This is a genomic window from Nonomuraea sp. NPDC050786 (assembly GCF_040654115.1).
Taxonomy (GTDB): Bacteria; Actinomycetota; Actinomycetes; order Streptosporangiales; family Streptosporangiaceae; genus Nonomuraea.
Map to the genome: position 1 here is coordinate 32726 of NZ_JBFAHJ010000015.1, position 22681 is coordinate 55406.

Consider the following 22681-nt stretch of genomic DNA (forward strand, 5'->3'; position numbering starts at 1 on the left):
AAAGGGGTTGTGACATCGTTCCCACATGGGATCCTAGGGCGCGCTTTCCCCACGGGTCAACGCGCCGGATGGAAGAAAAGTCAGACCACGGGAGGCGGCGCGGTGGACTCGCGGGCAACGAGCCGCACGCCCAGCACGGTCGTGACCGAGTCGGCGTCCGGCGTCTCGATCCGCTCGTCCAGCCTGCGCACGGCGGTCGCGCCCAGGTTGAACGTGTCCTGGGCGACGGCGCTGACCTGGGGCGAGACCATGCTCATCCACGGCGCGTCGTCGAAGGCCACGAGACTGATCTCCTCGGGCGCCCGCAGCCCCAGCTCGCCGATCGCCCGCCAGACGCCCTCGGCGAGCACGTTGTTGGCGGCGAAGACGGCCGTGGGCCGGTTGGGCCCGGAGAGCATGTCGAGCGCCCTGCGCCGCGAGTCGGCGACGTCCCAGCCCGACGCCACCACCAGATCGGGATCGACCTTGATGTCGGCCGCGCCGAGCGCCTCCAGGTAGCCGTGGTACCGCTCGTAGCCGGTGGTCCAGTCGGTCTCGTCGATGAACAGCGCGATCCTGCGATGGCCCAGCTCGACCAGGTGGGCCGTCGCGGTGCGGGCGCCGACGCGGTTGCCGACCACGACGCCGTCGGTCGAGCCCGCCGCGAACTGCCGGTCCACCTCGACGACCGGGATGCCGTGGGAGCTGAGGTAGGTGGACACGGCCGGGGAGTTGGGCGTCACGATCACCCCTGCCACCCTGAGCGCGACGAGCGCCTCGGCGGCCTCGCTCTCCGTCTCGGCCGACAGGCTCGTGTCCGTGAGCACCATCGTGTAGCCGCGCTCGCGGGCCTCACTGCTGGCCCCCGCGGCCAGCTCCGCGTAGAACGGGTTGCGCAGGTCGCTCACCAGGACGCCGACCGACCTGCTCACCTGCTGTTTGAGCGTGCGGGCCATCACGTCGGGCACGTAGCCGAGCTCGGCCGCGGCGCGCAGCACGCGCTCGCGTACGTCGCTGGCGGCGTATCCGCGCCCGGTCAGGGCCCGCGAGACGGTGGAGCGCGAGACTCCGGCGGCCTCCGCCACATCCTTGATCGTGGGCCGCCTGGAACGGCTGAGGGGGCCGCGCCGCTCTGTGGTCATCGAATCCCTTCCCCGACCACGTCGACCAGCGCCTCCGCGTGCTGCCCGAGGCGCAGATCGCCGATGGTCAAGTCGACTGCGAGGCGAACGCGGCGTCGCGGCACGACGTCCGCGCCTAGACGGAGATGTACCTGCTCCATACCCCCTCCAGGGAGCCTTAGCGTCACAGGCCCCTGCTCGCGGCGCCAGCCCGGCGGGACGACCGCCTCGATGGTGGCCACGGCCTTGTCCGGCCACGGGTTGCGTACGGTGACCGTCAGCGTGAGCTCGCCGCCTGCCGGGACGCTCGCGTAGTAGGGGGTCAGGCGGCACAGCACCCCGTCGGCCCCGAGGTCGAGGCGGTCGAGCGGGAGCAGGTCGTGGTGGAGGGCGACGAGTTCCTCGCCGCGCTCGGTCATCATGTGCAGGTAGTCGTCGTCCACCCAGCGGGGCCGCCAGTGGCCGCTGACCATCAGGTCGGGGCGCAGGCGGCGGTAGAGAGCGGCGCTCTTGCGGTAGTCCTCGATCTGGAACCGGTTCTTGTACTGAAAATTCAGGATCTCCTGGCGTGCCGACTCACTGGCGCCCGGGATGCCCATCCCGTCCTGCTGGTCGCCGGTGACGAGCACCCGGTGCCCGTCCACCTGGAACTCGTACGCCGCCGCGAACAACGTGTGCCCCGGCAGGTCGTGCACGGTGATCTCGTACTCGCGCCAGCGCACCGTCTCCCCCAGGCCGAGCACCCGGTCGGCGGGGATGGGCTCGAACCACTGGCAGGGCAGGTCGTGGTGGAGCGGCGCGGCCAGGACGGGGGCGATGTGAGAAGGCGCCCAGATCTCGGTGCCCTCGACGTCGCGCAGCAGCGGCATGCCGGCCACATGGTCGTCGTGGTAGTGGGTGGGCAGGGCGACCTCGACGCTCGTGACGCCGTAGTGCTCGCGCAGCGCGGGCATGGAGGCCAGCCAGGGGCGGCGGGCCGCACGGGAGGTGTTGTGCACGAGGCCGGTGGACATGTCGTACCCGAAGTCGAACACCATGGCCGCGCCCGACTCCGACAGCAGCACATAGCTGTGGGACTGGCTGCTCCGGTTCATGAGCAGGTGGGGGGTCACCTGGATGAAGGGGTTGGCCAGGAGTCCCCTGACGTCCCAGGGGTGGGGGCGGCGGAAGTCGACGTAGCGCTGCATGGCGGTGGAGAGCCGCTCGAGCGCGTCCTGGGGGTCGGTCATCGGCTCGCCGTGCGAGGGCAGCAGCACGGCGGGCTCCTCCCGCCACAGCAGCTCGGAGCTCAGGATGACCATGGCGGGGCCCTCGTTCTCGGTGTACGACCACTGGGTGGCGGCCAGCGACCACACCTTTCCAGGGGCGTAGATCAGATCACCGGTGAACGCGACCTGCCCGACAATGTACGTCACCGAGCCGGGGGTGTGCCCTGGGGTGGGCAGGACCCGTACCTCTATCCCGCCGTAGTCGGCCGTCCGGTATTCGGGCACGACGCCGTCGACCGGCACGGGGTCGAGCAGCGAGAACCGGTCGTCGCGCAGGTCGTAGTCGTTGCTGATCTGCCGGCCCGCCCACATCTCGTCGACCCGCTCGAACAGCTCCCGCTCGACGGGCGGCACGTGCACCCGAACACCGGCCGCCACCGCCCTGTGCAGTCCTTGGGCCTGGTCGCGGTGGTGGTGCGTCATCAGGACGTCGGTGAGGCGGTCGAGGCCGAGCTCGTCGAGGAGGTCCAGCGCGCGGCCCGAACCGAAGTCGACGGCGATCCCCGTGCGCTCCGCTCCTCCGGCAGGGGCGGCGATGACGTAGACGTTGCAGGTGTCCGCGATGCGGAACACTCCGGGGACCACTTCGGTCACATCCTGGCTCACGAGGCGCGATTCTATCCGGTATCGTTCCCACAATGGATGCCCTGGACTGGATCGTTCCCGTTCCGAAGAAGGCCGCCATCGGCCGGTCGCATGTCGATCTGACCAGGTGCCGGATCCAGGGCACTCCCGCCGCGACCACCGCCCTGACCGCCCTGCGCACCGCCCTCACCCCGGCCCCCGGGCCCCTGGTCGTCGAGGTGCGGATCGACGCGGACGCCGAGCTGCCCGCCGAGGGATACGCGCCGACCGCCGGCGAGACCGGCGTGGTGATCGTCGGAGCGGACCCCGCGGGCGCGTTCTACGGGGCGCAGCAGCTTGGAGGGCGCGGCTCGGGCGCTCGAGCGTGCCGAGGCGCACGAGGCGAACGTGCTGCGCCGCGTCATCCCGCCGTTCGTCCGGGCGGTGCTGGACCGCCCCGCCACCGGCAGCCCCGCCACCAGCAGTGCCGCCATCGGCAACCCCGCCACCGGCAGCGCGACCACCAGCGGCACGGCCTGACACAAGCGTGCCCGCTCCGGCCAGGTCTGGATAATCACCTCGGCGACGCGCGGCTCCGGCCCCGCGTGGTGGCCCGGCGCCACGCGGCGCACACGCCCGCCGACGTCGCCCCGTAGACGGCCGCCTCGGCCTGCCTCACCACCCCCACCAGTTCGCCACGAGGTCGAGGTCGCCGCCGGTGATCGGCTCGCCGGAGTTGTCGATGGACTCGACGTAGTACAGGGCGGGCACGCCGAGCGCGGGCTGCGCCTCGGCGTACGCGAGCCAGTCCGCCCTGCTCGGCATCGGCCACTGGTCGGTGTCGATCAGGTGTCCCGGCATGGCGCGGGCGGCCACCGCGTGGCGGAAGCGGAGCTGGTCGACGGCGGGGACGGGGGCGCCGTGGGGGTCGAACTCGAGCACGTCGTTGAGCCGGACCATGTCGGTGACGTCGCCGAAGGCCGGGTGCGGGGTGTGCGTGACCATGAGGGCGTCGGGTTTGACGCTCTTGGCGGCCTCGTACATGGTCTTCAGCAGCTCGTGCAGGAGGGAGAGCCCCCAGGTGGTCCCGTACGACTTCAGGTGCGACCCGCTGGGGAACCACTGCGTGAAGTCGACCTTGAACCCGTCGGCCCCGAGGTCGCCGAGGAGCCTGTCCATGATCGTACGGATCCTGCGCCGGTAGGCCGGGTTCGAGGGGTCGGCGGCCACGGGACGGCCGCCCGCGTCCGTCACGCACTCCTCGGCGGGCAGCCCGTCGGGCGCCCAGGCCCGCCACCACAGCAGCACGCGCTGCCCGCGCGCGTGCCTGGCGGCGATCCACTCTCCCAGCGCGGGCCACTTCGCCGGATCGGGCGCCGGGTCGCCGTACGTGAGCTGCCACCGGTCGTCGATCACGATGGTCCCCGGCACGATGCCGTGCCCCTCCAGCCTGGACAGCCATTCGTCGTAGAGCTCCTGCCGGGCCAGTTCGGTCGGCGAGACGCCGTCGGCCCTGGCGCACTGCGCGCCCCAGCCGCAGAAGATCGGCCTGCTCCACCAGTCATGCCGCTCGCCGGCGGGCGCGGCCAGGCCGTGCGCGGCCAGGTCCTCCCGGTGGTGCGAGATCGCCTCCCACGGGGACGACGCGGCCCGGAACACGACGGCCGGTGACCGCCAGGTCCCGCTCACCAGGGTGTGGCACTCGTAGTCGAAGCGGAGCAGCACGCCGCCGTCCAGCGGCTCGTAGCCGAGCTCGGTGAAGGTCAGGTCCTCGATGCCCGCGCGTACCGAGGCCCCCAGCCAGGGACCGCCGGGCACGGCGGTCGCGCCGTCCGGCTCCTGCCTGCAGAAGGCCAGCACCAGCGGCGGCGGCGAGAAGACCGCGTGGAGGCGGCCCGGCGAGGCGTCGCCGATCACGGTGAGCGCGAGCGGCACCGACACCGGCCGCACCACCTGCACCGGGTGGGTGGGCGTGGGGTTGAAGACGCCGCGCGCGTGCAGCCCCGTCCGGAACGTGCCGGCTGCCCGGGTGTTGAGCACGGCCCGCCCGCCGAGCAGCGTCACGTCGCCGATCAGGCCGTGGCCCTCGACGCGCACCTCCACCGCGATCGTCTCGGGCGTGCAGGTCAGCCTGACCGTCTTCGCCTCCCACCCGGTCGAACGCTGGGGGAAGTCGAAGATCACCTCGCCTGCGCGCTCGGCGAGCACGGGCGGCAGCGTCTCGTACGTCTCGTCGCGCCCGCCCGCGGTGTTGACCGAGGCGATCAGGCTGAGCGTCATCCAGCCTTCCAGCTCGGCGCTGGGGTCGGTACGGGAGACCGTCAGCCGGTAGGAGCCGGCGTCCAGGTAGTACGCCTGGTCGGTGGTGGTGATCCGCATGCTCTTAGCCGAAGTTCCGGTGGAGGTGGTTCATCCCTTGCTCCCTGTGGTCGCGATGCCCCTGATGAAGTGCTTCTGGCCGAGGAAGAACAGGATGATCACCGGGATCGTGGTGATCACGCTGGCGGTCATGACGATCTCCCAGTGCCACTGGCCGCCGAACCCGAACTGGTCGAGCAGCGCCTTCAGCCCGCGCGGCACGGTGAACGTGGCGGAGTCGCGCAGATAGATCAGCGGCCGCATCAGGTCCGTCCAGGCCGCCTGGAACTCGAAGAGCAGCGTCACCACGACCGCGGGCCGGCACAGCGGCAGCGCGATCCTGGTGAAGATCTTCCAGTTGTTCGCCCCGTCGATCTTGGCCGCCTCGAACGGCTCCCGCGGCAGCCCCATGAAGAACTGGCGCAGCAGGAAGATGTAGAAGGCGCTGCCGAACAGGTTCTGGGCCCACAGCGGGGTGAGGGTGCCGACCATGCCGAGCGAGTTCCAGATGAGGAACACCGGGATCATGGTGACCACGCCCGGCAGCATCATCGTGGCCAGCAGCAGGCCGAAGAGCGCTCCCCTGCCGGGGAAGCGGAAGTAGGCGAACCCCCACGCCACCATCGCGCTGGTGATCGTGACGGTCACCGCCGCCAGCACCGTGACCAGCAGGGTGTTGACCATCCAGAGCGCGAGCGGCGCCTCCTGCCACACCTTGACGTAGTTGTCGAGGATGAACGTCTCGGGGATCAGCCGGTGGTCGAACACCTCGCTGCGCGGCTTGAAGGAGGCGCTCAGCAGCCAGACGAAGGGGTAGATGAAGGCGACGGTGAACACGCCGAGCGTGGCCCACGTCAGGATCTGCCTGGCCCGTCTCACTGCTGCCCCCCTTCGTAGTGGACGTACCGCCTGGTCACCAGGATCTGGATGCCGGTGATCGCCATGATCACGATGAACAGCAGCCAGGCGAGGGCCGAGGCGTAACCCATGTGCAGGAATTCGAACGCCTGCTGGAACAGGTAGATCGCGTAGAAGAGGGCCGCGTCGTTGCTGTAGGTGGTGTTGCCGGAGCCGAAGAAGGCGGTGTAGGCCTCGGTGAACGACTGCAGGGCGGCGATGCTGTCCACGATGAACAGGAAGAACAGCGTCGGGCTGATCATCGGCACGGTGATGCGCAACGTGCGCCGCCACCAGCCGGCCCCGTCCACGAGCGCGGAGTCGTACAGCTCCTGGGGGACGCCGCGGAGCGCGGCCAGGATGATGACGATCGAGGAGCCGACGGTCCACAGGCTCATCAGCACCAGGCCGGGCTTGACCCAGTCGGGGTCGGTGGTCCAGGCGGGCCCGTCGATGCCGAAGACGCCGAGGAAGCTGTTGATCAGGCCGTTCTGGCCGTTGAACAGCATCAGCAGCAGGATGCCGATCGCGACCGGCGGCGTCATCCTGGGCAGGAAGAAGGCCGTGCGGAAGAAGCCGGTGGCCTTCGTGGCGCCGTTGAGCAGCAGCGCCAGGGCGAGCGAGACGACGAGGTGGAGCGGGACCGACATCACGGTGAACAGGGCCGTGTTCCGGAGCGCGAGCCCGACCTTCGGGTCCTCGAAGAGCTGCTTGTAGTTGTCGAAGCCGACGAACGACGGGTCGTTGATGACGTCGTAGTCGGTCAGGGACAGGTAGGCGCTGTTGATGACGGGCCACGCCGTGAAGATCAGGAACCCGATGATCCAGGGACTGATGAAGAGCAGGGCCGCCCGGGTGTCCTTCCAACGCATGGTGCGCCAGAAGGACACGGTGGAGTGGGAACGGGACATCTCAGTTCGTACGCTTCGTCCAGCCGGCCCACGCCTTGTCCAGAGCGGCCTGGGCGTCCCGCTGCGCCTTGTCGAGCGCCGGCTGCGGCTTGTCCTGGCCGTTGAGCACCCGGTTCACCGCGTCCTGCCAGGCCGTCTTGAACTCCTTGTCGGCCGGGTTGGCGGGGAGGCTGAAGGTGTGCTTGTTGGCCTCGTAGAACGCCTTCACACCGGCGTCCCAGACGGGGCCGCCCGAGGTGAGCATCTTCTCGATCTCCGCGTCGGCCTGGACGTTGCCGGTCAGGACGCCAGTGAACGGCTTGCCCTCCGCCTTGCGCTTGTCCAGCCGCGCCTGGGCCGCGGCCTTCCAGGTGTCGACGAGCGTCATGGTCTTGGCGAAGCGGCAGGCGGCCGCGGCGTTCTTCGACCCCTTCGGGATCGCCCACGAGGAGCCCGAGGAGTAGGCCAGCGGCTGGCCCTGCGGGGTGCGGAAGGTGTCGAAGACCAGGGGGGCCTTGGGTGAGACGTCGTTGAGGACGTTGACGTACCACTGCTCCATGGGCATGGCGCCCAGCTCGTTCTTGGCGAACTGGTTGCCCTTGCCGAAGAAGTCGGCGGAGTCGCGCAGGGCCTTGACCTTGGCGAAGCCGCCCTGCGCGTCATAGATGCCGACCGCGAACTCCAGCGCCTTGACCACCTGCGGGCTGTTGAACTGCGCCGTCTTGCCGTCGGCCGACAGCAGGTCGGCGCCGTTGGCCTTGGCCCACAGCGGCAGGAACTCCGGCAGCTTGCTGTCGTAGCCGATCACCTGGAGCTTGCCGCCCGGCGCCTTGTACAGCTTCTCGGCCGCGGCGGAGATCTTGTCCCAGTTGGAGCCGTTGACGTCGTCGATGGTCAGCCCGGCCTGCTTGAGCAGGTCGCCGTTGGCCATGGTGATCTGCACCTGGTTGAACTCGGGGATGGCCCAGACCTCGTCGCCGAACGTCACCTGGCTGAGCGCTTCCTTGCCGTACATCGAGGTGTCGATCTGCTCGCCCTTGACGCACGAGGTCAGCGGGATGATGGCGCCGCGGGAGGCGAACGTGCCGATCTCGTCGCGGTTGGCGTAGATGATGTCCGGCGGGTCGCCCGCCGCCACCGAGGACAGGAACTGCTGGATGTCGAGATCCCCTTCGATCAGCTTGACGTCCGCACCCCCGAGCGCCTTCTTGGCCAGATCGACGCGGGTCGTCCCGATCTCGTCTGTCGCACCGAAGCCCATGACGGAGATGGTGCCCTGGAACGTGGCGCCGGAGTTGAACTGACCCGCCGATGGGGTGGCCGACGCCCCTCCGCCGGTGCCCTTGGCGCATGAGGTGAGTGCCAGTGCCAGTGACACCGACAGGAGGGACCAGCGGACGAGTGGGGTTCGCATAGGGGGATTCGCCTCCGGGCAAGCGTGCTGATGACGGCCACAGACGGCAGACCGGTGTGGCAACGTTCACACATCTGAGAACGTACCCATACCGCTGAAACCCCGTCAACCACTGGCTTCACAGCGTTTCAGTGTCGTTGATCTCGGCCGGACGAAGTGGGAAAGCACCTCTTTCCCAGATTCCCGTCCCACACACGCGCCGCGGCGCCCCAGCGGAGAAGGACGGGCGCAGGCAAAGGGCCCGGTCTCGAGACCGGGCCCTTTGGGGGGGACAGGCGCCTTCGGAGGGGAGGGAGGCGCCTTTCGGGGAGCGGACGTCAGTGCTGGGTGGCCTTCTCGGCGCCGACGCCGGTGAGGGAGCGGACCTCCATCTCGGCGTACTTCCCGGCGTTGTACTCCTTGCTGAGGATCGTGCCGAGCCACCCGCACAGGAAGCCGATCGGGATCGAGACGATGCCCGGGTTGCTCAGCGGGAACCAGTGGAAGTCCACGCCGTGGATCAGCGCCGTCACCGCGGCCCCCGCCGGGGGCGCCGGCGCGGAGACGACGGGCGAGAAGATGACCAGGATCAGGGCGGACCCGAGGCCGCCGTAGATGGCCGAGACGGCGCCCGTCGTGTTGAACCGCCTCCAGAACAGGCTGTAGAGGATCGCGGGCAGGTTGCCGGAGGCCGCGACGGCGAAGGCCAGGGAGACCAGGAAGGCGACGTTCTGCCCCTGGGCCAGGATGCCCAGGCCGATCGCGATGGCGCCGATCACCAGGGCGGAGACGCGGGCCACCACGACCTCCTGGCGCTCGGTGGCCTGGCCGCGCTTGAAGACGTGCGCGTACAGGTCGTGGGAGAAGCTGGAGGAGGAGGCCAGCGTGAGGCCCGCCACCACGGCGAGGATCGTGGCGAAGGCGACGGCGCCGATGAGGGCCAGCAGGATCGTGCCGCCGACCGAGCCGAAGATCTCCTGGCCGATCTTCTCGGCCAGCATCGGGGCGGCCGTGTTGCCCGCCTTGTCACCCTTGACGATCGCCTCCTTGCCGACCAGGGCCGCCGCGCCGAAGCCGAGGACCAGGGTCAGCAGGTAGAACACGCCGATGAGGCCGATGCCCCACAGGACCGACTTGCGGGCGTCCTTGGCGGTGGGGACGGTGTAGAAGCGGATGAGGATGTGCGGCAGGCCCGCGGTGCCGAGCACGAGGGCGAGGCCCAGGCTGATGAGGTCGATCTTGCCCATCAGGCCCTGGGCGTCGGTGCCGTACTTCAGGCCGGGGATGAGGAAGTTGCCGGGGTTCGCCTTGGGGCCGCTGGTGGTGGCGGCCTGGCCGAGCAGCGACGACAGGTTGAAGCCGTACTTGCCCAGCACCAGCACCGTCACGAGCGCGGCGCCGCTCATGAGCAGCACCGCCTTGACGATCTGCACCCAGGTGGTGCCCTTCATGCCGCCGAAGACGACGTACACGATCATCAGCGCGCCCACGCCGACGATCGTCCACGCCTTGCCCGCCTCGCTGGTGATGCCGAGCAGCAGGCCGACCAGCGCGCCCGCGCCCACCATCTGGGCCAGCAGGTAGAAGATGCTGACCACGATCGTGGACACGCCGGCCGCCGTGCGCACCGGGCGCGGGCTCATCCGGAACGCCAGCACGTCGGCCATGGTGAACTTGCCGGAGTTCCGCATCAGCTCGGCCACCAGCAGCAGCGCGACCAGCCAGGCGACCAGGAACCCGATCGAGTACAGGAACCCGTCGTAGCCGGAGAGCGCGATGATGCCCGCGATGCCGAGGAAGGACGCGGCCGACATGTAGTCGCCGCCGATGGCCAGGCCGTTCTGCACGCCGGTGAACGACCGGCCGCCGGCGTAGTAGTCGGCGGCCGTCTTGGTCTGGCGGCTCGCCCAGAACGTGATCGCCAGCGTCGCGGCGACGAAGGTGAGGAAGAGGATCATCCCCAGGGTCGTGGAGCTCACTTGGTCTTCTCCTCAACCTCGTGGCGGAGCTTGTCGGCGATCGGGTCGAGCTTCTTCTCGGCGTGCCTCGCGTACGCCCACGCGATGAGGAACGTGGAGACGAACTGGAGCAACCCGAAGACGAGGCCGACGTTGATCTCGCCGATGAGCTTGATCCCCATGAAGCCGCGCGCCCAGCCGGACAGCACCACGTAGAGCAGGTACCACACGAGGAACGCCACGGTCATGGGGAACGTCCAGGCGCGGAAGCGCCGTTTCAATTCCTGGAAATCACTGCTCTCCTGCATTTGTTCGTATACCGAAGCGTCATGTTCTCTGGTCGTCATGGGAGACCTCCACTGTGATGCGGATCACGCTCAACGTAAGAGCGCAACCTACCTGTCGTGGAGGCCCGTGGTGGGGCTGTTCGGCGAGCCGCTGGGGTCCGGCGCTTAGTTGGGGATGGCCTGCGGTGAAAGGTCTGTTGCGTGCGATGAGCGGTAGCCCATCCCCTTTCACCGCGTTACGGCAGGCGCTTCCCGCGCTTGTCGCGGACCTCGAACGGCCGTCGATGCCGCGCCCGAGCCGCAACGGCTCTATGTCGCTCAAATGTTCTACAGAGCTCTCCACTTTCGGTAGTCTTGTGATCACTCTCTGTAGAGATTGGAGGAGGTCCGGGTCATGCAGAAGGTGTACTGGTCAGCTTTCGATCCCATCACCGTGTGGTGCGCCGCCGGTGCTGCTGCCGGCCAGCGAAGGCGCTTGCGCACACCCTGAACGACGCCAGGCGCACGCCCCTCGCCACGACTCGACCGTGCGGCGATCGGCAGGCGCGCTCAGGGTCAACCAATCCGACGACCGGGGCCATGGGAGCCCCAGTCGATGTCGTACTGCGTGGTCAAGCGCTCTCGACTCTAAACCGTCGAGCCTTGCCCAACGGCGGCGGCTTTGCGCCGTAGCCAAGGACGGGGCCAGCTTGACCAGACCAAGTCACCACTAAAGGGAGGTGAACCAGGTGGCTACGTTGGCCACACGCCTGCAGATCGACTCCGGGGTGCTTCTCCAGCCCCGGACCCTCGAATCGGCGCCAGCAGACAACCCCGGAGCAGGGACGAAACGGGACGCCGACGCCCTCAACGGGCAGCGGAGTGGCCGACATGGTCGAGGAGAGACCCGCACGACCTCACCTGGCCGTACGGGCGTCACCCCTGTGGGGGGAGCACGCGGTCGTGAGACCGCACCCAAGGTGTTCGTCCTCGCCAAGGACGGCAGCCCTCTGGACCCATGCCATCCCGCGCGGGCCCGCAAGCTTCTGGCCAGCGGTCGGGCACGAGTACATAGGCACACGCCATTCGTGATTCGCCTGACTGATCGCAGCACAGCGCAATCCGAGGTGCAAGGCGTCGAGGTAGGGATCGACCCGGGCAGTAAGCATACGGGGATCGCGATCTTCCGTAATGCCGGAGGGAACCGGACCGGGCTGTATAGTCTCCAGCTTGAGCACCGAGGTGCACTCATTCGCGACAGGCTGGCACAGCGTGCCGCATACCGTCGTCGGCGTCGCGGCACGAACCTGCGCTATCGTCCGCCGCGGTTTTCTAACCGGGCACGGCCTAACGGCTGGCTGCCGCCCAGTTTGCGGCATCGAGTGGACACCACCGTGTCATGGGTGCGGCGTCTGTCGTTATGGGCTCCTTTGAAAGCGGTCCACGTGGAGAGGGTCGCCTTCGACGTTCATTCCCTATCCGCCGGCCGCCCGTTGGAGGGCGTTGAGTACCAACAGGGCACCCTCGCCGGCTACGAGGTGCGCGAGTACCTGCTGGCCAAGTGGGGCCGCCGTTGTGCTTACTGCGGCATCACGGGTGTGCCGTTGAATATTGACCACGTCCAGCCGCGCAGCCGGGGTGGCTCAGATCGGATTATCAATCTGACGCTTGCGTGCGTGCCGTGCAACCAGGCGAAAAACGCACAGCCAGCCGAAGAGTTCCTGCGCCAACGGCCAAAGATCCTGGCCAGGATGCGGGCACAGGCCAAGGCCCCGCTCCGCGACGCCGCAGCAGCCAATACGATCGGCTGGTCGCTATGGCGGGTCCTGGCTGCGAGCGGGCTGCCGGTTCACGTCTCCTCTGGCGGGAGGACGAAGTGGAACCGGTCACGGACTGAGACACCCAAGTCGCACACCTTGGACGCGTTGCACGTCGGCCGCCTCGACACGGTAGACGCCTGGCCTACTTGGGTACTGATTGCCGCCTGCGCCGGGCGGGGCACGCATAGCCGAACTCGTCCAGACCGGTATGGCTTTCCCCGACTACGACTGCCCAGAGTCAAGCAGGTGCACGGCTTTCAGACCGGTGACCTGGTCCGTGCGGTGGTGCCGGCCGGGAAGAAGGCTGGCACCCATACCGGTAGGGTCGCCGTCCGATCGACCGGAAGCTTCAACATCACTACCGCTACCGGCACCGTCCAGGGCATCCATCATCGTTATGTCCGTCTCCTACAACGCGCAGACGGCTATGCCTATACCCGAAAGGAGGAGCGCGTTTCCTCTGCCGATGTGGCCGGATGCTCTCCATTGGATGCGGTCAGCCCTTAACCGCCCCTGCTGTGAGGCCCTCGACGATGTAGCGGCGGATAGCGGCGAAGAGGACGAGCGTGGGCAGCACAGACACCACCGTGGCAGCGGCCATGGACCCCCAATCTATGTCGTACTGAGTGATAAAGGAGTTCATGGCCACCGGGATGGTCTTGGAGTCCTCGCTGTCGATGAACGTGATCGCCAGGAAGAGCTCGTTCCAGCACTGGACGAAGGCGAAGATGAACGTGGCCGCGATGCCCGGCAGCATGACCGGGATCACCACCCGGACCATGGCCACCAGCCGCGAGGCCCCGTCCACCTGCGCGGCCTCCTCCAGCGCGACCGGCACCCGCTCGTAGAAGCCGCGCATGATGATCGTGGCGAACGGCACCAGCATGGCCACGTACACGAGCATGAGCCCGGCCAGCCGGTTGAGCAGGTCGAGGTCGGACATCAGCAGGTAGAGCGGGCCGAGCGCGATGAAGAGCGGGATCATCTGGGTGACCAGGTACGCCAGCATCAGCGCGCCCCTGCCGGGGAAGGCGAAGCGGGCCAGCGTGTAGCCGCCCAGCACGCCGATCGCGGTCACCGCGGCGGCCGCGACGAGGGAGACGAGCAGGCTGTTCAGCAGGTACACGCCGAAGTCGGCGAAGGAGAACAGGTCCGCGTAGTGCTCGAACGTCACCTTGCCCGGCCAGTACTTGAGCGGCATCGAGAAGATCTCGGGCTTGGGCTTGAGCGAGGTGACGACGATCCAGTAGAGGGGGAACAGGGTGATCAGCAGCCAGACGCCCAGCACGACGACCTTGGCGGCGGTTGCGACTCGTCTCATCGGGCTTTCTCGAATCTCGTCGCGTTGAGGTAGAAGACGCTGAAGGAGAGCAGCAGGCCGAGGATGAGCAGGCCGACCGCGCCGCCGCGGCCGTAGTCGCCGCCGATGACCTGCTGGATGAGGAAGGTCGTGATGATGTCGGTGCTGCCGGCCGGGCCGCCGCCGGTCATCGAGTAGATGAGGTCGGGGAAGTTCAGGATCCAGATGATGCGCAGCAGCACGATCAGGGCGAGCGTGGGCCGGATGTGCGGCAGCGTGACATGCCAGAACTGCCGCAGCCGCGAGGCGCCGTCCACCGACGCCGCCTCGTACAGTTCCTTGGGCACCGACTGCAGCGCGGCCATGATCATGATGGCGAAGAACGTGACGCCGTACCAGATGTTCGCCACGATCACCGACGCCATCGCCCAGCCCGGGGTGGCCAGGAAGCCGATGCGCTGGTCGATGATGCCCGTCTTCAGCAGCAGGTCGTTGAGCACGCCGAACTGGCCGTTGAACATCCACCGCCACAGCAGCCCGATCAGGAATCCCGACATGGCCCAGGGGAAGAAGACCCACGCCTGGTAGAGGCCCCTGCCGCGGAAGTGCCGCCGCAGCAGCAGCGCCAGCCCGAAGCCGAGGAAGAACTGGAAGAACAGCGACACGACCACCCACGTGCCGGTGTTCCGCAGCGCCGTCCAGAAGCGGTCCTCCCCTAAGACGGCCCTGAAGTTCTCCAGGCCGACGAAGGGCGTGGAGGTGATGTCGAACAGGTTGTACCGCTGGAAGGCGATCACCGCGCCGCGGAGCACCGGGTAGTACGTGAAGACGGTCACGAACACCACGCCCGGCAGCAGGCACAGCGCGATGAACCTGGCCCGGCGGAGGCTGAAGGTTCTCATGAGACCTTCTTGGCCTGGTCCGTCCAGAAGGCGTCCCACGACTTGAGCACGTCGGCCACGGTCTTCTTGCCGGTGATCAGGGCCTGGACGTCACGGTCGGAGTCGACGAGGAACTGGCTCCAGCCCGGGTAGTCGACCGGCCTGATCGTGATCACCTGCTTGGGGTCCTGCTGGGCCTGCAGGTACGCCTTCCACGCGCCCTGCGAGAACTGCGGGTCGTTCTGCGCCTGCTTGGAGATGGGGATCAGGGAGTTGCCCTTGGCGAAGGCGATGCTCTGCTTGGCCTCCGACAGGAACTGCACCAGCTTGACCGCCTCCTTCGGGTGCTTGGTGAACGACGTGGCGCCCCACCCGGCGTAGCCGACGGGCTGGAAGGCGTACCCGGACGGGCCCTTGGGGATGGGGGCCGTCGACCAGGCCGTGACGCCGCTCTCCTGGACCGTCTTGATCACTTCGGGGTCCTGGATGAGCATGCCGGTGACGCCCGAGGTGAAGCCCTGGACCATCTCGGGATAGCCCCAGGAGACGGAGTCGGGCGGGGACGCCTCCTTGAAGATCTTGACGTAGAGGTCCAGGGCCTGGGCGGCCTCGGGGGTGGAGAAGATCGTGCGCTTGTCCTTGAGATAGAACGATTTTTCGGGATTCAGGGCTTCGCCGTTGTACGCGCTGATCATCTGGACCGCGTAGTCCGCGCCGCCCTTGCCACCCCTGAACGAGTAGCCGTACCGGTTGCCCGAGGTCAGCTTCTTGCCGGCCTCGTAGAGCTCCTGCCACGTGGTCGGCGGCTGGGCCATGCCCCAATCCGTACGGTAGAAGAGCGTGCGCTCGTAGAAGCCGTACGGGATCAGGTAGGCCTTGCCCCCGATCTCGACCGCCTTCTTCTGGGCCAGCTCGGTCAGGTCCGACCAGCCGGGCCACTCCGTGGTGGGCAGCTCGGCCAGCCAGCCGTTGTTGGAGAAGGACTTGGCCGTGTGGTCGCGGACTTCCAGCACGTCCAGGTCCTTCTTGGTCTGCAGGATCTGGGTGATCTTCTGGTCGGCGCTGTCCAGGGGCGGCGAGACCAGCTCGACCTTGATGCCGGGATTCGCCTTCTCGAAGTCGTCGAGCAGGGACTTGATGAGCTTGGTCCGCTCGGGACTGGTCAAGCTCTCGATCATGCGGAGCCGTACCTCCCCCGAGGACGACGAGCCGGAGCCGCATCCGGCGAGCACCAGGGTGGCGGCGACGGCGGCCGCCAGGAAGGGCTTGGTCATGACGAGCCTCCCGCGTTTAGACAGCGCTGTCAGGTCACGCTAGGCGACCGACCCCCTCCAGCGCTAGACCGAGGTCCTTGATCAACGTGTCCGCGGGTTCCAGGCCGACCGAGAGGCGGACGAGGCCGACCGGGATGCCCATGGTGGCCCGTACGCTCTCCTCGGTGGAGAGGGCGGGCGCGTTCACCAGGCTCTCGAAGCCTCCCCAGGACACGCCAATCCTGAAATGTCGCAATTTATTGAGGAAACTGCCGACTTCTTCGCGCGACTCCGTGTCGAGGACGAGGCTGAACAGGCTGGAGAATCCCGTCATCTGGCGCAACGCCGTCGCATGCCCGGGATGGGACGGCAGCCCGGGATGGTGCACCGCCCGCACGGCCGGATGCCCGCTCAGGAACTCCGCCACGGCCAGCCCCCGCTCCTGGTGCGCCGCCATCCGCACCGGCAGCGTCCGCAGGCCCTTGATCACCTTGGCCGCGTCGTGCGGCGACATGGCGGACCCGTACAGCTGGTACTCGGTCAGCGCCAGCGGCCTGATCAGCCGGGACGGGCCGATCACCACGCCGCCGACCAGGTCGCTGTGCCCGCCGATGTACTTCGACAGCGAGTGCACGACCAGATCGACGCCCAGAGTGAGCGGCTTCTGGAACAGGGGCGTGGACCAGGTGTTGTCCATGACCGTCACCAGCCCGCGCTCCCGCGCCCACGCCGTCACTTCCGCGATGTCCACCACGGCGTAGGCCATGTAGGAGGGCGATTCGAAGTAGAGTAGGCGCGTATTGGGCCTGATAGCGCTGTCACACCCCGCGAGGTCGCCGACGTGCGTATGCGTGACACCGAATTTCTCCAGGTACCGCAGGAACTGTGTGGTGGGCCCGTACACCGCGCCCAGCACCAGGACGTGGTCCCCGGCCTGCACGAGCGAGGAGATGGTGGCCGCGATGGCCCCCATGCCCGACCCGAAGCACTTCGCCCGCTCGCCCCGCTCGAGCGCGGCGAGCTTACGCTGGGCGAGATCGACCGTCGGGTTGGTCCCCCGCCAGTAGACGTACCGCTCGTCCTCGTTCCTGATGGCCTCGCCGAGCTCCTCCGCCGTCGCGAAGGTGAACAGCGAGTTCTCGAACACCGGCGGGTTGACCGCGCCCATCACCCAGGGCTCGTCCTCACCCAGCCGGCCACAGATCCATTCGTCATCCATGGGGGCAGACTATGACAGCCGCGAGGGAGCGCCGGGAGGGCGGGGAGCGCGGGGGCAAGCCGACCATGGCCGACGTGGCCCGTCACGCCGGCGTGAGCCTCAAGACCGTCTCCCGGGTCGTCAACCAGGAGCCGCACGTCAGACCCTCGCTGCAGGAGCGGGTGCAGGCGGCGATCAGCGCGCTCGGCTACCGCCGCAACGAGGCCGCCGCCCGCCTGGCCAGGGGCGCGACCATGCTGACGCTGGGCCTGGTGATGGAGAACATCTCCAACGAGTTCTACTCGCGCCTGGCCGCCGCCGTCGAGTCCGCCGCGGCCGAGCACGAGGCGCTGGTGGTGTTCGGCTCGTACGAGGAGAGCGCCGCCAAGGAGCGCATGCTCATCGAGTCCATGTACGCGCGCGGCGTGGACTCCCTGATCGTCGTCCCCTCGGCGGCCGACCACGCCTGGCTGGCCGAACACGCCTCGCTCACCACGGTGTTCGTGGACCGGGTCCCCCCGGGGCTGGAGTCGGCGGACGTGGTCCTGCTGGACGACGTCCGCGGCGGCCGGACCGCGACCGAGCACCTGCTGGCGCGCGGCCACCGCCGGATCGCGCTGATCTCGGACGACGAGGGGGTCAGCTCGGTGCACGACCGCGCGACCGGCTACCGCGCGGCGCTGCGCGCGGCGGAGGTGCCGGCCCTCGACACGCTGGTGGTACGCGGCGTCTTCGACCCGTGGCGGGTCTCGCAGGAGGTCACCCGCCTCCTGGACCTCGCCGACCCGCCGACGGCCTTCTTCGCCACCAACAACCGCGCCGCCATCGGCATCCTCCAGGCGCTGCGCGAGCGTCCCGAGCGGCCCGCGTACGTGGGCTTCGACGACTTCGCCCTGGCGGACGTCTTCAACCCGGGGGTGACGGTGGTCCGCTACGACACCACCCGCCTGGCCCGCAGCGCGGTGGACCTGCTCCTGAACCCGTCACCGTCGCCGCGCCGGGTGAAGGTCCCGGTGGAACTGGTGGCCCGGGGCTCCGGGGAGCTGCCACCCGGCTGACTGCCGCCGGCTCGGGTTTCAGGTGAGCACGGCGCGGCACAGGACCGTGAGGGTGGTCTCCGTGACGACCGTGGGGTCCGCCCCCATGGCGAGCCGGCGCTGCGCCTCGCCCAGGATGCTCCACCCCAGGTGCGCCACCAGGTCCGGATGCGGGGACCCGGCGTCGGCCAGGATGGCGCGGAGGGGGGCGATCAACGTCTCGTGGAGCTGGTCGAGCCGGTCCTGGCACTCCCTGGGCAGCTCGACGGAGGAGACCGCGCGCAGCAGCGCGTAGTCGGGGTGTGTGACGAACGACAGCGTCACCTCTCCGAAGGCCCGCACCCGCTCCCCTGCCCCCTCGGCCTCGGAAGTGGCCTCCTCCAGGCGGGCGGCCCAGCGCGGGATGGCGTCCTCGACGAGCTGGGCCAGGATGTCGGCGGTCGAGGAGAAGTAGCGGTAGACGCTGGAGCGGGCCAGCCCCACGCGGGCCCCGACGGCCGCCGGCGTGAGCCCGGCCGGGCCCTCCGCGACCAGGATCTCCATCGCGGCCGCCAGCAGGGCCGCGTGCTGGCTGGCCCGGTGGTCGGCCACCGTGGCCGCGCTGATCCTGGGCACTCACTCCTCCTCGCGTCGCCTTCCCCCAGTATCGGGCAGCAGCAGGGTCGCCCCGACGCCGCCGAGCAGCACGAGCCCCGTGACGATCGTGACCCGGCGGGTGGCCTCGGCGGAGGCGGCCACGGCCGCGGCGTGCCGGGCCGGGTCCCTGATCGCCGCGACGGCCGCCCCGCCGCTGTCGCGTACGGCGCGCCGCAGCTCGGGCGAATCGGGCAGGTGGCGGGCCATCGCCTGGTCGAGCCCGGTCAGCAGGACCGCGCCGAGCACCGCGATGCCGATGGCCGCGCCGAGCTGGCGGATCGTGCTCTGCAGCCCGGAGGCCACACCGGACTGGCGGGCGGGTACGTCGGCCAGCATGACGTTCGGGAGCTGGGCCGAGGCGAACCCGACGCCGACCCCGTACACGACGAGCCAGGGCACCAGCGTCCACGGCCCGAGGGAGGGTGAGACGGCCAGGCCGATGGCGACGGCGGCGACCGCCTCCAGCCCGAGTCCCAGCCGGACGATGATGCGCGGCGCCAGCGGCAGCTTGGGCACGACGCCGCCCGCCAGGAACGTGCCGCCCGCCAGCGCGGCCACGATCAGTCCCGTCCGGAAGGCGGTGAACCCCATGGCCGCCTGCAGGAACAGCGGCAGCACCAGGATCAGGCCGAACTCGCCGAGCGTGATGATCATCGCGGCCATGCCGCCGTACCGGAAGGAGGGGATGGCGAGCAGGGAGAGGTCCAGGATCACCGGGCGGCCCGCGCGTGCCCTGGCCCGTTCGACCAGGACGAACGCGGCGAGCGCGAACGCGGCCACCGGGAACGCCGCCAGGATCGGGCCGGACCAGCCGTACCGCTGGCCCTCGATCAGCCCGAACACCAGCGACGACGTGCCCGCCACCGACAGCAGCCCGCCGGGGAGGTCCGGGCCGCCCGCGTGCGGGTCCTTCGACTCGGGCACCCGTACCGCGCCGAGCAGGACCAGCAGGCCGATCGGGAGGTTCACCCAGAACGCCCAGCGCCAGCCGAAGTCGGTCACCAGCCAGCCGCCGAGCAGCGGGCCGAGCGCGGCCATGCCGCCGATGATCGATCCCCAGACGGCGAACGCGACGGTCCTGCGCGGCCCCGTGTAGAGGAAGTTGATGATGGCGAGCGTCATCGGCACCACCATGGAGGCGCCGATCCCCTGGATCACCCGCGCGCCGATCAGCATCGCGCCGGTGCCCGCCGCGGCGGCCAGCATGCTGGCGGCCAGGAACACCACCAGCCCGAGCGCGAACATCCCCCGCCTCCCGCGCACGTCGCCGGTGCGGCCGAGCGGGATGAGCAGGGCGGCGAACGCGAGCGAGTAGATCGAGTTCACCCATTCGACGTCCGTCGCGGACAATCCGAGGTCGCCCATGATCGCGGGGACGGCCACGTTCACGATCGTCGCGTCGATGATGATCATCGACATGCCGACGCCCAGCACGAACAGCGGGAGCCAGCTCTGCCGGCGGATCCCGTCACTTAGCAACGCCATGTCGCCAAAGATAGCAACACCATGTCGCAAAGCGACGGGCTACTGTGGGGATCATGGATTTCATCCGGGTGCGCGCGTCCTCCGACGGCGCGGAGACGATCTCCTACTGGACCGGCGACGTGTACGGCTGGCAGGACGACGGCGGGCCGCACCACCTGTTCGGGTTCGAGGGGCTCAACGTGGCCAGGGCGGTCGAGACCGACGACGGCTGGCAGCTGCTGACCAGGGAGGCCGCCCTCTACCTCGACCCCAGGAGCAGGCAGGTGCTCGACTCCTGGGACAACCCGTTCACGGAGCGGACGGTCGAGGTGCAGCACGTCTTCAACGACCCGGTCAACCAGCGGCTGGGCGCCTACCCGGTGCCCACGACCCGCCTGGGCGACCAGGTGGTCCACAACGTGGACATCCGGCTGGCCTACCCGTCACCGCTGAAGGTCGCCGACTATCCCGAGCACTCGGCGAGCGACACCTACCGGGCGCTGGAGCTCTTCCAGTTCTTCACCTCGGCCAAGGACCTGGACTCCGGCGTGCCGGACGTGCCGTGCGTGTTCTCGTGGTGCCGGGTGTCGCCGTGGCTGCCGTGGATGGCGATGGGGCAGCGCGGGGGCGGGCTGGTCTACCACTGCAGGGGCGCCAAGGTGGCCGAGGTGCCGGAGCGGCTGCGCGAGCGGGTGGGCGAGCGGTTCCTGCACGCCCCTTCCGAGTGGTCGGCGCCCAACGTGACGAGCTGGACGGCCTTCGCGGCCAGGGCCAAGCCGTGAGCACCGACCTGTTCTGCGAGATCATCGCGGGTGAGCGACCGGCCACCATGGTCCACTCCGACGAGGTGGCGGTCTCGTTCCTGGACGCCCGGCCGGTCTTCAAGGGGCACGTGCTGGTCGTGCCCAGGATCCACGTGGAGACGCTCACCGACCTGGCCGACGTGGGGCCGTTCTTCGAGCGGGTGCAGGCCATGGCCAGGGCGGTGGAGCAGGGCCTGCAGGTCGCCGGCACGTTCGTGGCCATGAACAACCGCGTCAGCCAGAGCGTGCCCCACCTGCACGTGCACGTCGTCCCGCGCAACAGGAAGGACGGGCTGCGCGGCTTCTTCTGGCCGCGGACCACGTACGACTCCGCCGAGGAGGCCGCCTCGTACGCCGATCTGATAGCGAAGGCCCTCTGAGCTAAGCTCCGCTGCGTGGAGTACGTGGTCGGCGTCGCCGTGGTGGCGGTGCTCGTCGGCGTGCCCGCGATCGTGCTCTGGCGCGTCATGCGGGGCCGCCGCGAGCTGGGCACCAGCCCGGCGGAGCGGGCCGCGTTCGAGACCCTGCACACCGCCTCGCTGGCCGGGCCGCCGCTGCGGGCCGGGCTGACCGCCGACGGCGCCGAGCGCGCCTCGCGGCACCTGCGCGCGCTGCTCGGCTGCGCCGCCCTCGCCATCACCGACGGCGAACGGCTGCTCGTGTACGACGGCGACGGCGACCACCACGCCGACCAGGCGTTCGAGCACGCGGCGGCCACCTTGAAGGACGGCCGCACCCAGGTGCTGACCATCGACTGCGAGCTGCTCGAATGCCCGATCCGACACGCCGTCGTCGTGCCGCTCACCACCGACGACCGGGTGGTCGGCGCCCTCGCCGCCTACGGGCAGACCGCCTCCGCCGGCCTGGTCAGGGCCGCGCAGGAGGTGGCCGGCTGGGTGGACTCGCAGCTGGAGCTGGCCGAGCTGGACCGTTCGCGCACCCTGCTCATGGAGGCCGAGGTGCGGGCGCTGCGCGCGCAGATCTCGCCGCACTTCATCTACAACTCCCTCACCACGATCGCCTCCTTCGTCCGCACCGATCCGGAGCGGGCCAGGGAGCTGCTGCTGGAGTTCGCGGACTTCACCCGCTACTCCTTCCGCAGGCACGGCGAGTTCACCACGCTCGCCGAGGAGCTGCGCTCGATCGACCGCTACCTGATCCTCGAGCGGGCCAGGTTCGGCGACCAGCTCCAGGTGACGCTGCGCATCGCGCCCGAGGTGCTGCCGGTCGCGGTGCCGTTCCTGTGCCTGCAGCCGCTGGTCGAGAACGCCGTCAGGCACGGACTGGAGAGCCGCAACGGCGTCGGCCGCATCACGATCATCGCCGAGGACGCGGGCGCCGAGTGCCGCATCAGCGTCGAGGACGACGGGCTCGGCATGGACCCCGATCGGCTGCGCCGCATTCTCGCGGGTGACATCCCCGCGTCGGGCGGCGTGGGGCTGGCGAACGTGGACGAACGGCTCCGCCAGGTGTACGGCGACGAGTACGGACTCGTCGTCGAGACCGCCCAGGGAGCGGGCACGAAGGTCAACGTCAGGTTGCCGAAATATCACCCAGGCGTCTCTGCCCGTTGACCTTGATCTTTGTTGTCGGTT

Annotated in this window: 20 protein-coding genes; 6 read left to right on the plus strand and 14 right to left on the minus strand. The window is 69.2% G+C overall.

Features of this window, described 5'->3' with window-relative positions; all coding sequences use genetic code 11:
• Positions 1-80: 80 nt before the first annotated feature.
• Both AB0H84_RS26010 and AB0H84_RS26015 read right to left on the minus strand, forming a co-directional pair.
• On the minus strand, positions 81-1121 hold the full coding sequence (locus AB0H84_RS26010) for a LacI family DNA-binding transcriptional regulator (protein WP_357609139.1): 1041 nt from the start codon (positions 1119-1121) through the stop codon (positions 81-83).
• Complete coding sequence (locus AB0H84_RS26015) at positions 1118-2974, minus strand: MBL fold metallo-hydrolase (RefSeq protein WP_357609140.1); 1857 nt, start codon at positions 2972-2974, stop codon at positions 1118-1120. Before AB0H84_RS26015 ends, AB0H84_RS26010 begins: the two co-directional genes overlap by 4 nt.
• 32 nt (positions 2975-3006) lie before the next feature.
• Between AB0H84_RS26015 and AB0H84_RS26020 the strand changes: the two genes are divergently transcribed.
• Positions 3007-3588, plus strand: a complete 582-nt coding sequence (locus tag AB0H84_RS26020; protein ID WP_357609143.1) for a glycoside hydrolase family 20 zincin-like fold domain-containing protein — start codon at positions 3007-3009, stop codon at positions 3586-3588.
• A gap of 19 nt (positions 3589-3607) precedes the next feature.
• Here the strand turns inward: AB0H84_RS26020 and AB0H84_RS26025 are convergent, their stop codons facing one another.
• The 6 genes from AB0H84_RS26025 to AB0H84_RS26050 form a co-directional block, all read right to left on the minus strand.
• Positions 3608-5311, minus strand: a complete 1704-nt coding sequence (locus AB0H84_RS26025; protein ID WP_357609146.1) for a hypothetical protein — start codon at positions 5309-5311, stop codon at positions 3608-3610.
• A 30-nt stretch (positions 5312-5341) separates the two neighbouring features.
• Positions 5342-6169, minus strand: coding sequence for a carbohydrate ABC transporter permease (locus tag AB0H84_RS26030; protein ID WP_357609149.1), 828 nt, complete (start codon positions 6167-6169; stop codon positions 5342-5344).
• Positions 6166-7098: a sugar ABC transporter permease gene (locus tag AB0H84_RS26035; protein ID WP_357609152.1), complete on the minus strand. Its 933-nt coding sequence runs from the start codon at positions 7096-7098 to the stop codon at positions 6166-6168. The genes AB0H84_RS26030 and AB0H84_RS26035 overlap by 4 nt, the downstream gene beginning before the upstream one ends.
• Before the next feature lies 1 nt (position 7099).
• The gene (locus AB0H84_RS26040) at positions 7100-8491 is read right to left on the minus strand and encodes a hypothetical protein (protein WP_357609154.1); all 1392 of its coding nucleotides are present in this window, start codon (positions 8489-8491) and stop codon (positions 7100-7102) included.
• Between the two features lie 317 nt (positions 8492-8808).
• Positions 8809-10428 (minus strand): cation acetate symporter, encoded by a 1620-nt coding sequence (locus tag AB0H84_RS26045; protein ID WP_357609592.1) that lies wholly within the window; start codon positions 10426-10428, stop codon positions 8809-8811.
• A 17-nt stretch (positions 10429-10445) separates the two neighbouring features.
• Positions 10446-10775 carry a DUF485 domain-containing protein gene (locus AB0H84_RS26050; protein ID WP_357609157.1) on the minus strand — a complete coding sequence of 110 codons (330 nt, stop codon included), beginning with the start codon at positions 10773-10775 and terminating at the stop codon, positions 10446-10448.
• A gap of 899 nt (positions 10776-11674) precedes the next feature.
• Here AB0H84_RS26050 and iscB point away from each other — a divergent pair.
• A complete protein-coding gene (iscB, locus tag AB0H84_RS26055; protein ID WP_357609160.1) occupies positions 11675-13021 on the plus strand; it encodes an RNA-guided endonuclease IscB in 1347 nt (448 codons plus the stop codon).
• Here the strand turns inward: iscB and AB0H84_RS26060 are convergent.
• Genes AB0H84_RS26060 through AB0H84_RS26075 form a run of 4 tightly spaced genes read right to left on the minus strand, consistent with a single transcriptional unit; the run spans position 13011 to position 17167 of the window.
• Positions 13011-13835: a carbohydrate ABC transporter permease gene (locus AB0H84_RS26060; protein ID WP_357609163.1), complete on the minus strand. Its 825-nt coding sequence runs from the start codon at positions 13833-13835 to the stop codon at positions 13011-13013. The genes iscB and AB0H84_RS26060 overlap by 11 nt on opposite strands.
• Complete coding sequence (locus AB0H84_RS26065; RefSeq protein WP_357609166.1) at positions 13832-14716, minus strand: sugar ABC transporter permease; 885 nt, start codon at positions 14714-14716, stop codon at positions 13832-13834. The genes AB0H84_RS26060 and AB0H84_RS26065 overlap by 4 nt, the downstream gene beginning before the upstream one ends.
• Positions 14713-15969, minus strand: a complete 1257-nt coding sequence (locus AB0H84_RS26070) for a sugar ABC transporter substrate-binding protein (protein WP_357609169.1) — start codon at positions 15967-15969, stop codon at positions 14713-14715. Before AB0H84_RS26070 ends, AB0H84_RS26065 begins: the two co-directional genes overlap by 4 nt.
• Positions 15970-16003: 34 nt before the next feature.
• Entirely contained in the window at positions 16004-17167 is a 1164-nt protein-coding gene (locus AB0H84_RS26075) for a PLP-dependent aspartate aminotransferase family protein (protein ID WP_357609171.1), read from the minus strand.
• A gap of 11 nt (positions 17168-17178) precedes the next feature.
• Here AB0H84_RS26075 and AB0H84_RS26080 point away from each other — a divergent pair, with 11 nt between their 5' ends.
• Positions 17179-18204 (plus strand): LacI family DNA-binding transcriptional regulator, encoded by a 1026-nt coding sequence (locus tag AB0H84_RS26080; RefSeq protein WP_357609174.1) that lies wholly within the window; start codon positions 17179-17181, stop codon positions 18202-18204.
• An 18-nt stretch (positions 18205-18222) separates the two neighbouring features.
• Here the strand turns inward: AB0H84_RS26080 and AB0H84_RS26085 are convergent, their stop codons facing one another.
• Together AB0H84_RS26085 and AB0H84_RS26090 are read right to left on the minus strand one after the other, a co-directional pair.
• A complete protein-coding gene (locus tag AB0H84_RS26085) occupies positions 18223-18798 on the minus strand; it encodes a TetR/AcrR family transcriptional regulator (RefSeq protein ID WP_357609177.1) in 576 nt (191 codons plus the stop codon).
• Complete coding sequence (locus AB0H84_RS26090; RefSeq protein WP_357609180.1) at positions 18799-20304, minus strand: MFS transporter; 1506 nt, start codon at positions 20302-20304, stop codon at positions 18799-18801. It lies immediately after the preceding gene.
• Positions 20305-20357: 53 nt separating this feature from the next.
• Between AB0H84_RS26090 and AB0H84_RS26095 the strand changes: the two genes are divergently transcribed.
• Genes AB0H84_RS26095 through AB0H84_RS26105 form a run of 3 tightly spaced genes read left to right on the plus strand, consistent with a single transcriptional unit; the run spans position 20358 to position 22660 of the window.
• Positions 20358-21065, plus strand: coding sequence for a DUF1838 family protein (locus AB0H84_RS26095; RefSeq protein WP_357609183.1), 708 nt, complete (start codon positions 20358-20360; stop codon positions 21063-21065).
• Positions 21062-21466: an HIT family protein gene (locus AB0H84_RS26100; protein ID WP_357609186.1), complete on the plus strand. Its 405-nt coding sequence runs from the start codon at positions 21062-21064 to the stop codon at positions 21464-21466. The genes AB0H84_RS26095 and AB0H84_RS26100 overlap by 4 nt, the downstream gene beginning before the upstream one ends.
• A 15-nt stretch (positions 21467-21481) precedes the next feature.
• A complete protein-coding gene (locus AB0H84_RS26105; RefSeq protein WP_344993354.1) occupies positions 21482-22660 on the plus strand; it encodes a histidine kinase in 1179 nt (392 codons plus the stop codon).
• The last annotated feature ends 21 nt before the right edge of the window (positions 22661-22681 follow it).

Excerpts from the sequence above, each read along its gene's own strand:
- AB0H84_RS26045 (WP_357609592.1), bottom strand. The coding sequence starts at position 10,428 with ATGATCCTCTTCCTCACCTTCGTCGCCGCGACGCTGGCGATCACGTTC.
- AB0H84_RS26040 (WP_357609154.1), bottom strand. The coding sequence starts at position 8,491 with ATGCGAACCCCACTCGTCCGCTGGTCCCTCCTGTCGGTGTCACTGGCA.
- AB0H84_RS26065 (WP_357609166.1), bottom strand. The coding sequence starts at position 14,716 with ATGAGAACCTTCAGCCTCCGCCGGGCCAGGTTCATCGCGCTGTGCCTG.
- AB0H84_RS26070 (WP_357609169.1), bottom strand. The coding sequence starts at position 15,969 with ATGACCAAGCCCTTCCTGGCGGCCGCCGTCGCCGCCACCCTGGTGCTC.
- AB0H84_RS26035 (WP_357609152.1), bottom strand. The coding sequence starts at position 7,098 with ATGTCCCGTTCCCACTCCACCGTGTCCTTCTGGCGCACCATGCGTTGG.
- AB0H84_RS26080 (WP_357609174.1), top strand. The coding sequence starts at position 17,179 with ATGACAGCCGCGAGGGAGCGCCGGGAGGGCGGGGAGCGCGGGGGCAAG.
- AB0H84_RS26095 (WP_357609183.1), top strand. The coding sequence starts at position 20,358 with ATGGATTTCATCCGGGTGCGCGCGTCCTCCGACGGCGCGGAGACGATC.
- AB0H84_RS26025 (WP_357609146.1), bottom strand. The coding sequence starts at position 5,311 with ATGCGGATCACCACCACCGACCAGGCGTACTACCTGGACGCCGGCTCC.
- AB0H84_RS26075 (WP_357609171.1), bottom strand. The coding sequence starts at position 17,167 with ATGGATGACGAATGGATCTGTGGCCGGCTGGGTGAGGACGAGCCCTGG.
- AB0H84_RS26050 (WP_357609157.1), bottom strand. The coding sequence starts at position 10,775 with ATGACGACCAGAGAACATGACGCTTCGGTATACGAACAAATGCAGGAG.
- AB0H84_RS26020 (WP_357609143.1), top strand. The coding sequence starts at position 3,007 with ATGGATGCCCTGGACTGGATCGTTCCCGTTCCGAAGAAGGCCGCCATC.
- AB0H84_RS26060 (WP_357609163.1), bottom strand. The coding sequence starts at position 13,835 with ATGAGACGAGTCGCAACCGCCGCCAAGGTCGTCGTGCTGGGCGTCTGG.
- AB0H84_RS26010 (WP_357609139.1), bottom strand. The coding sequence starts at position 1,121 with ATGACCACAGAGCGGCGCGGCCCCCTCAGCCGTTCCAGGCGGCCCACG.
- AB0H84_RS26090 (WP_357609180.1), bottom strand. The coding sequence starts at position 20,304 with ATGGCGTTGCTAAGTGACGGGATCCGCCGGCAGAGCTGGCTCCCGCTG.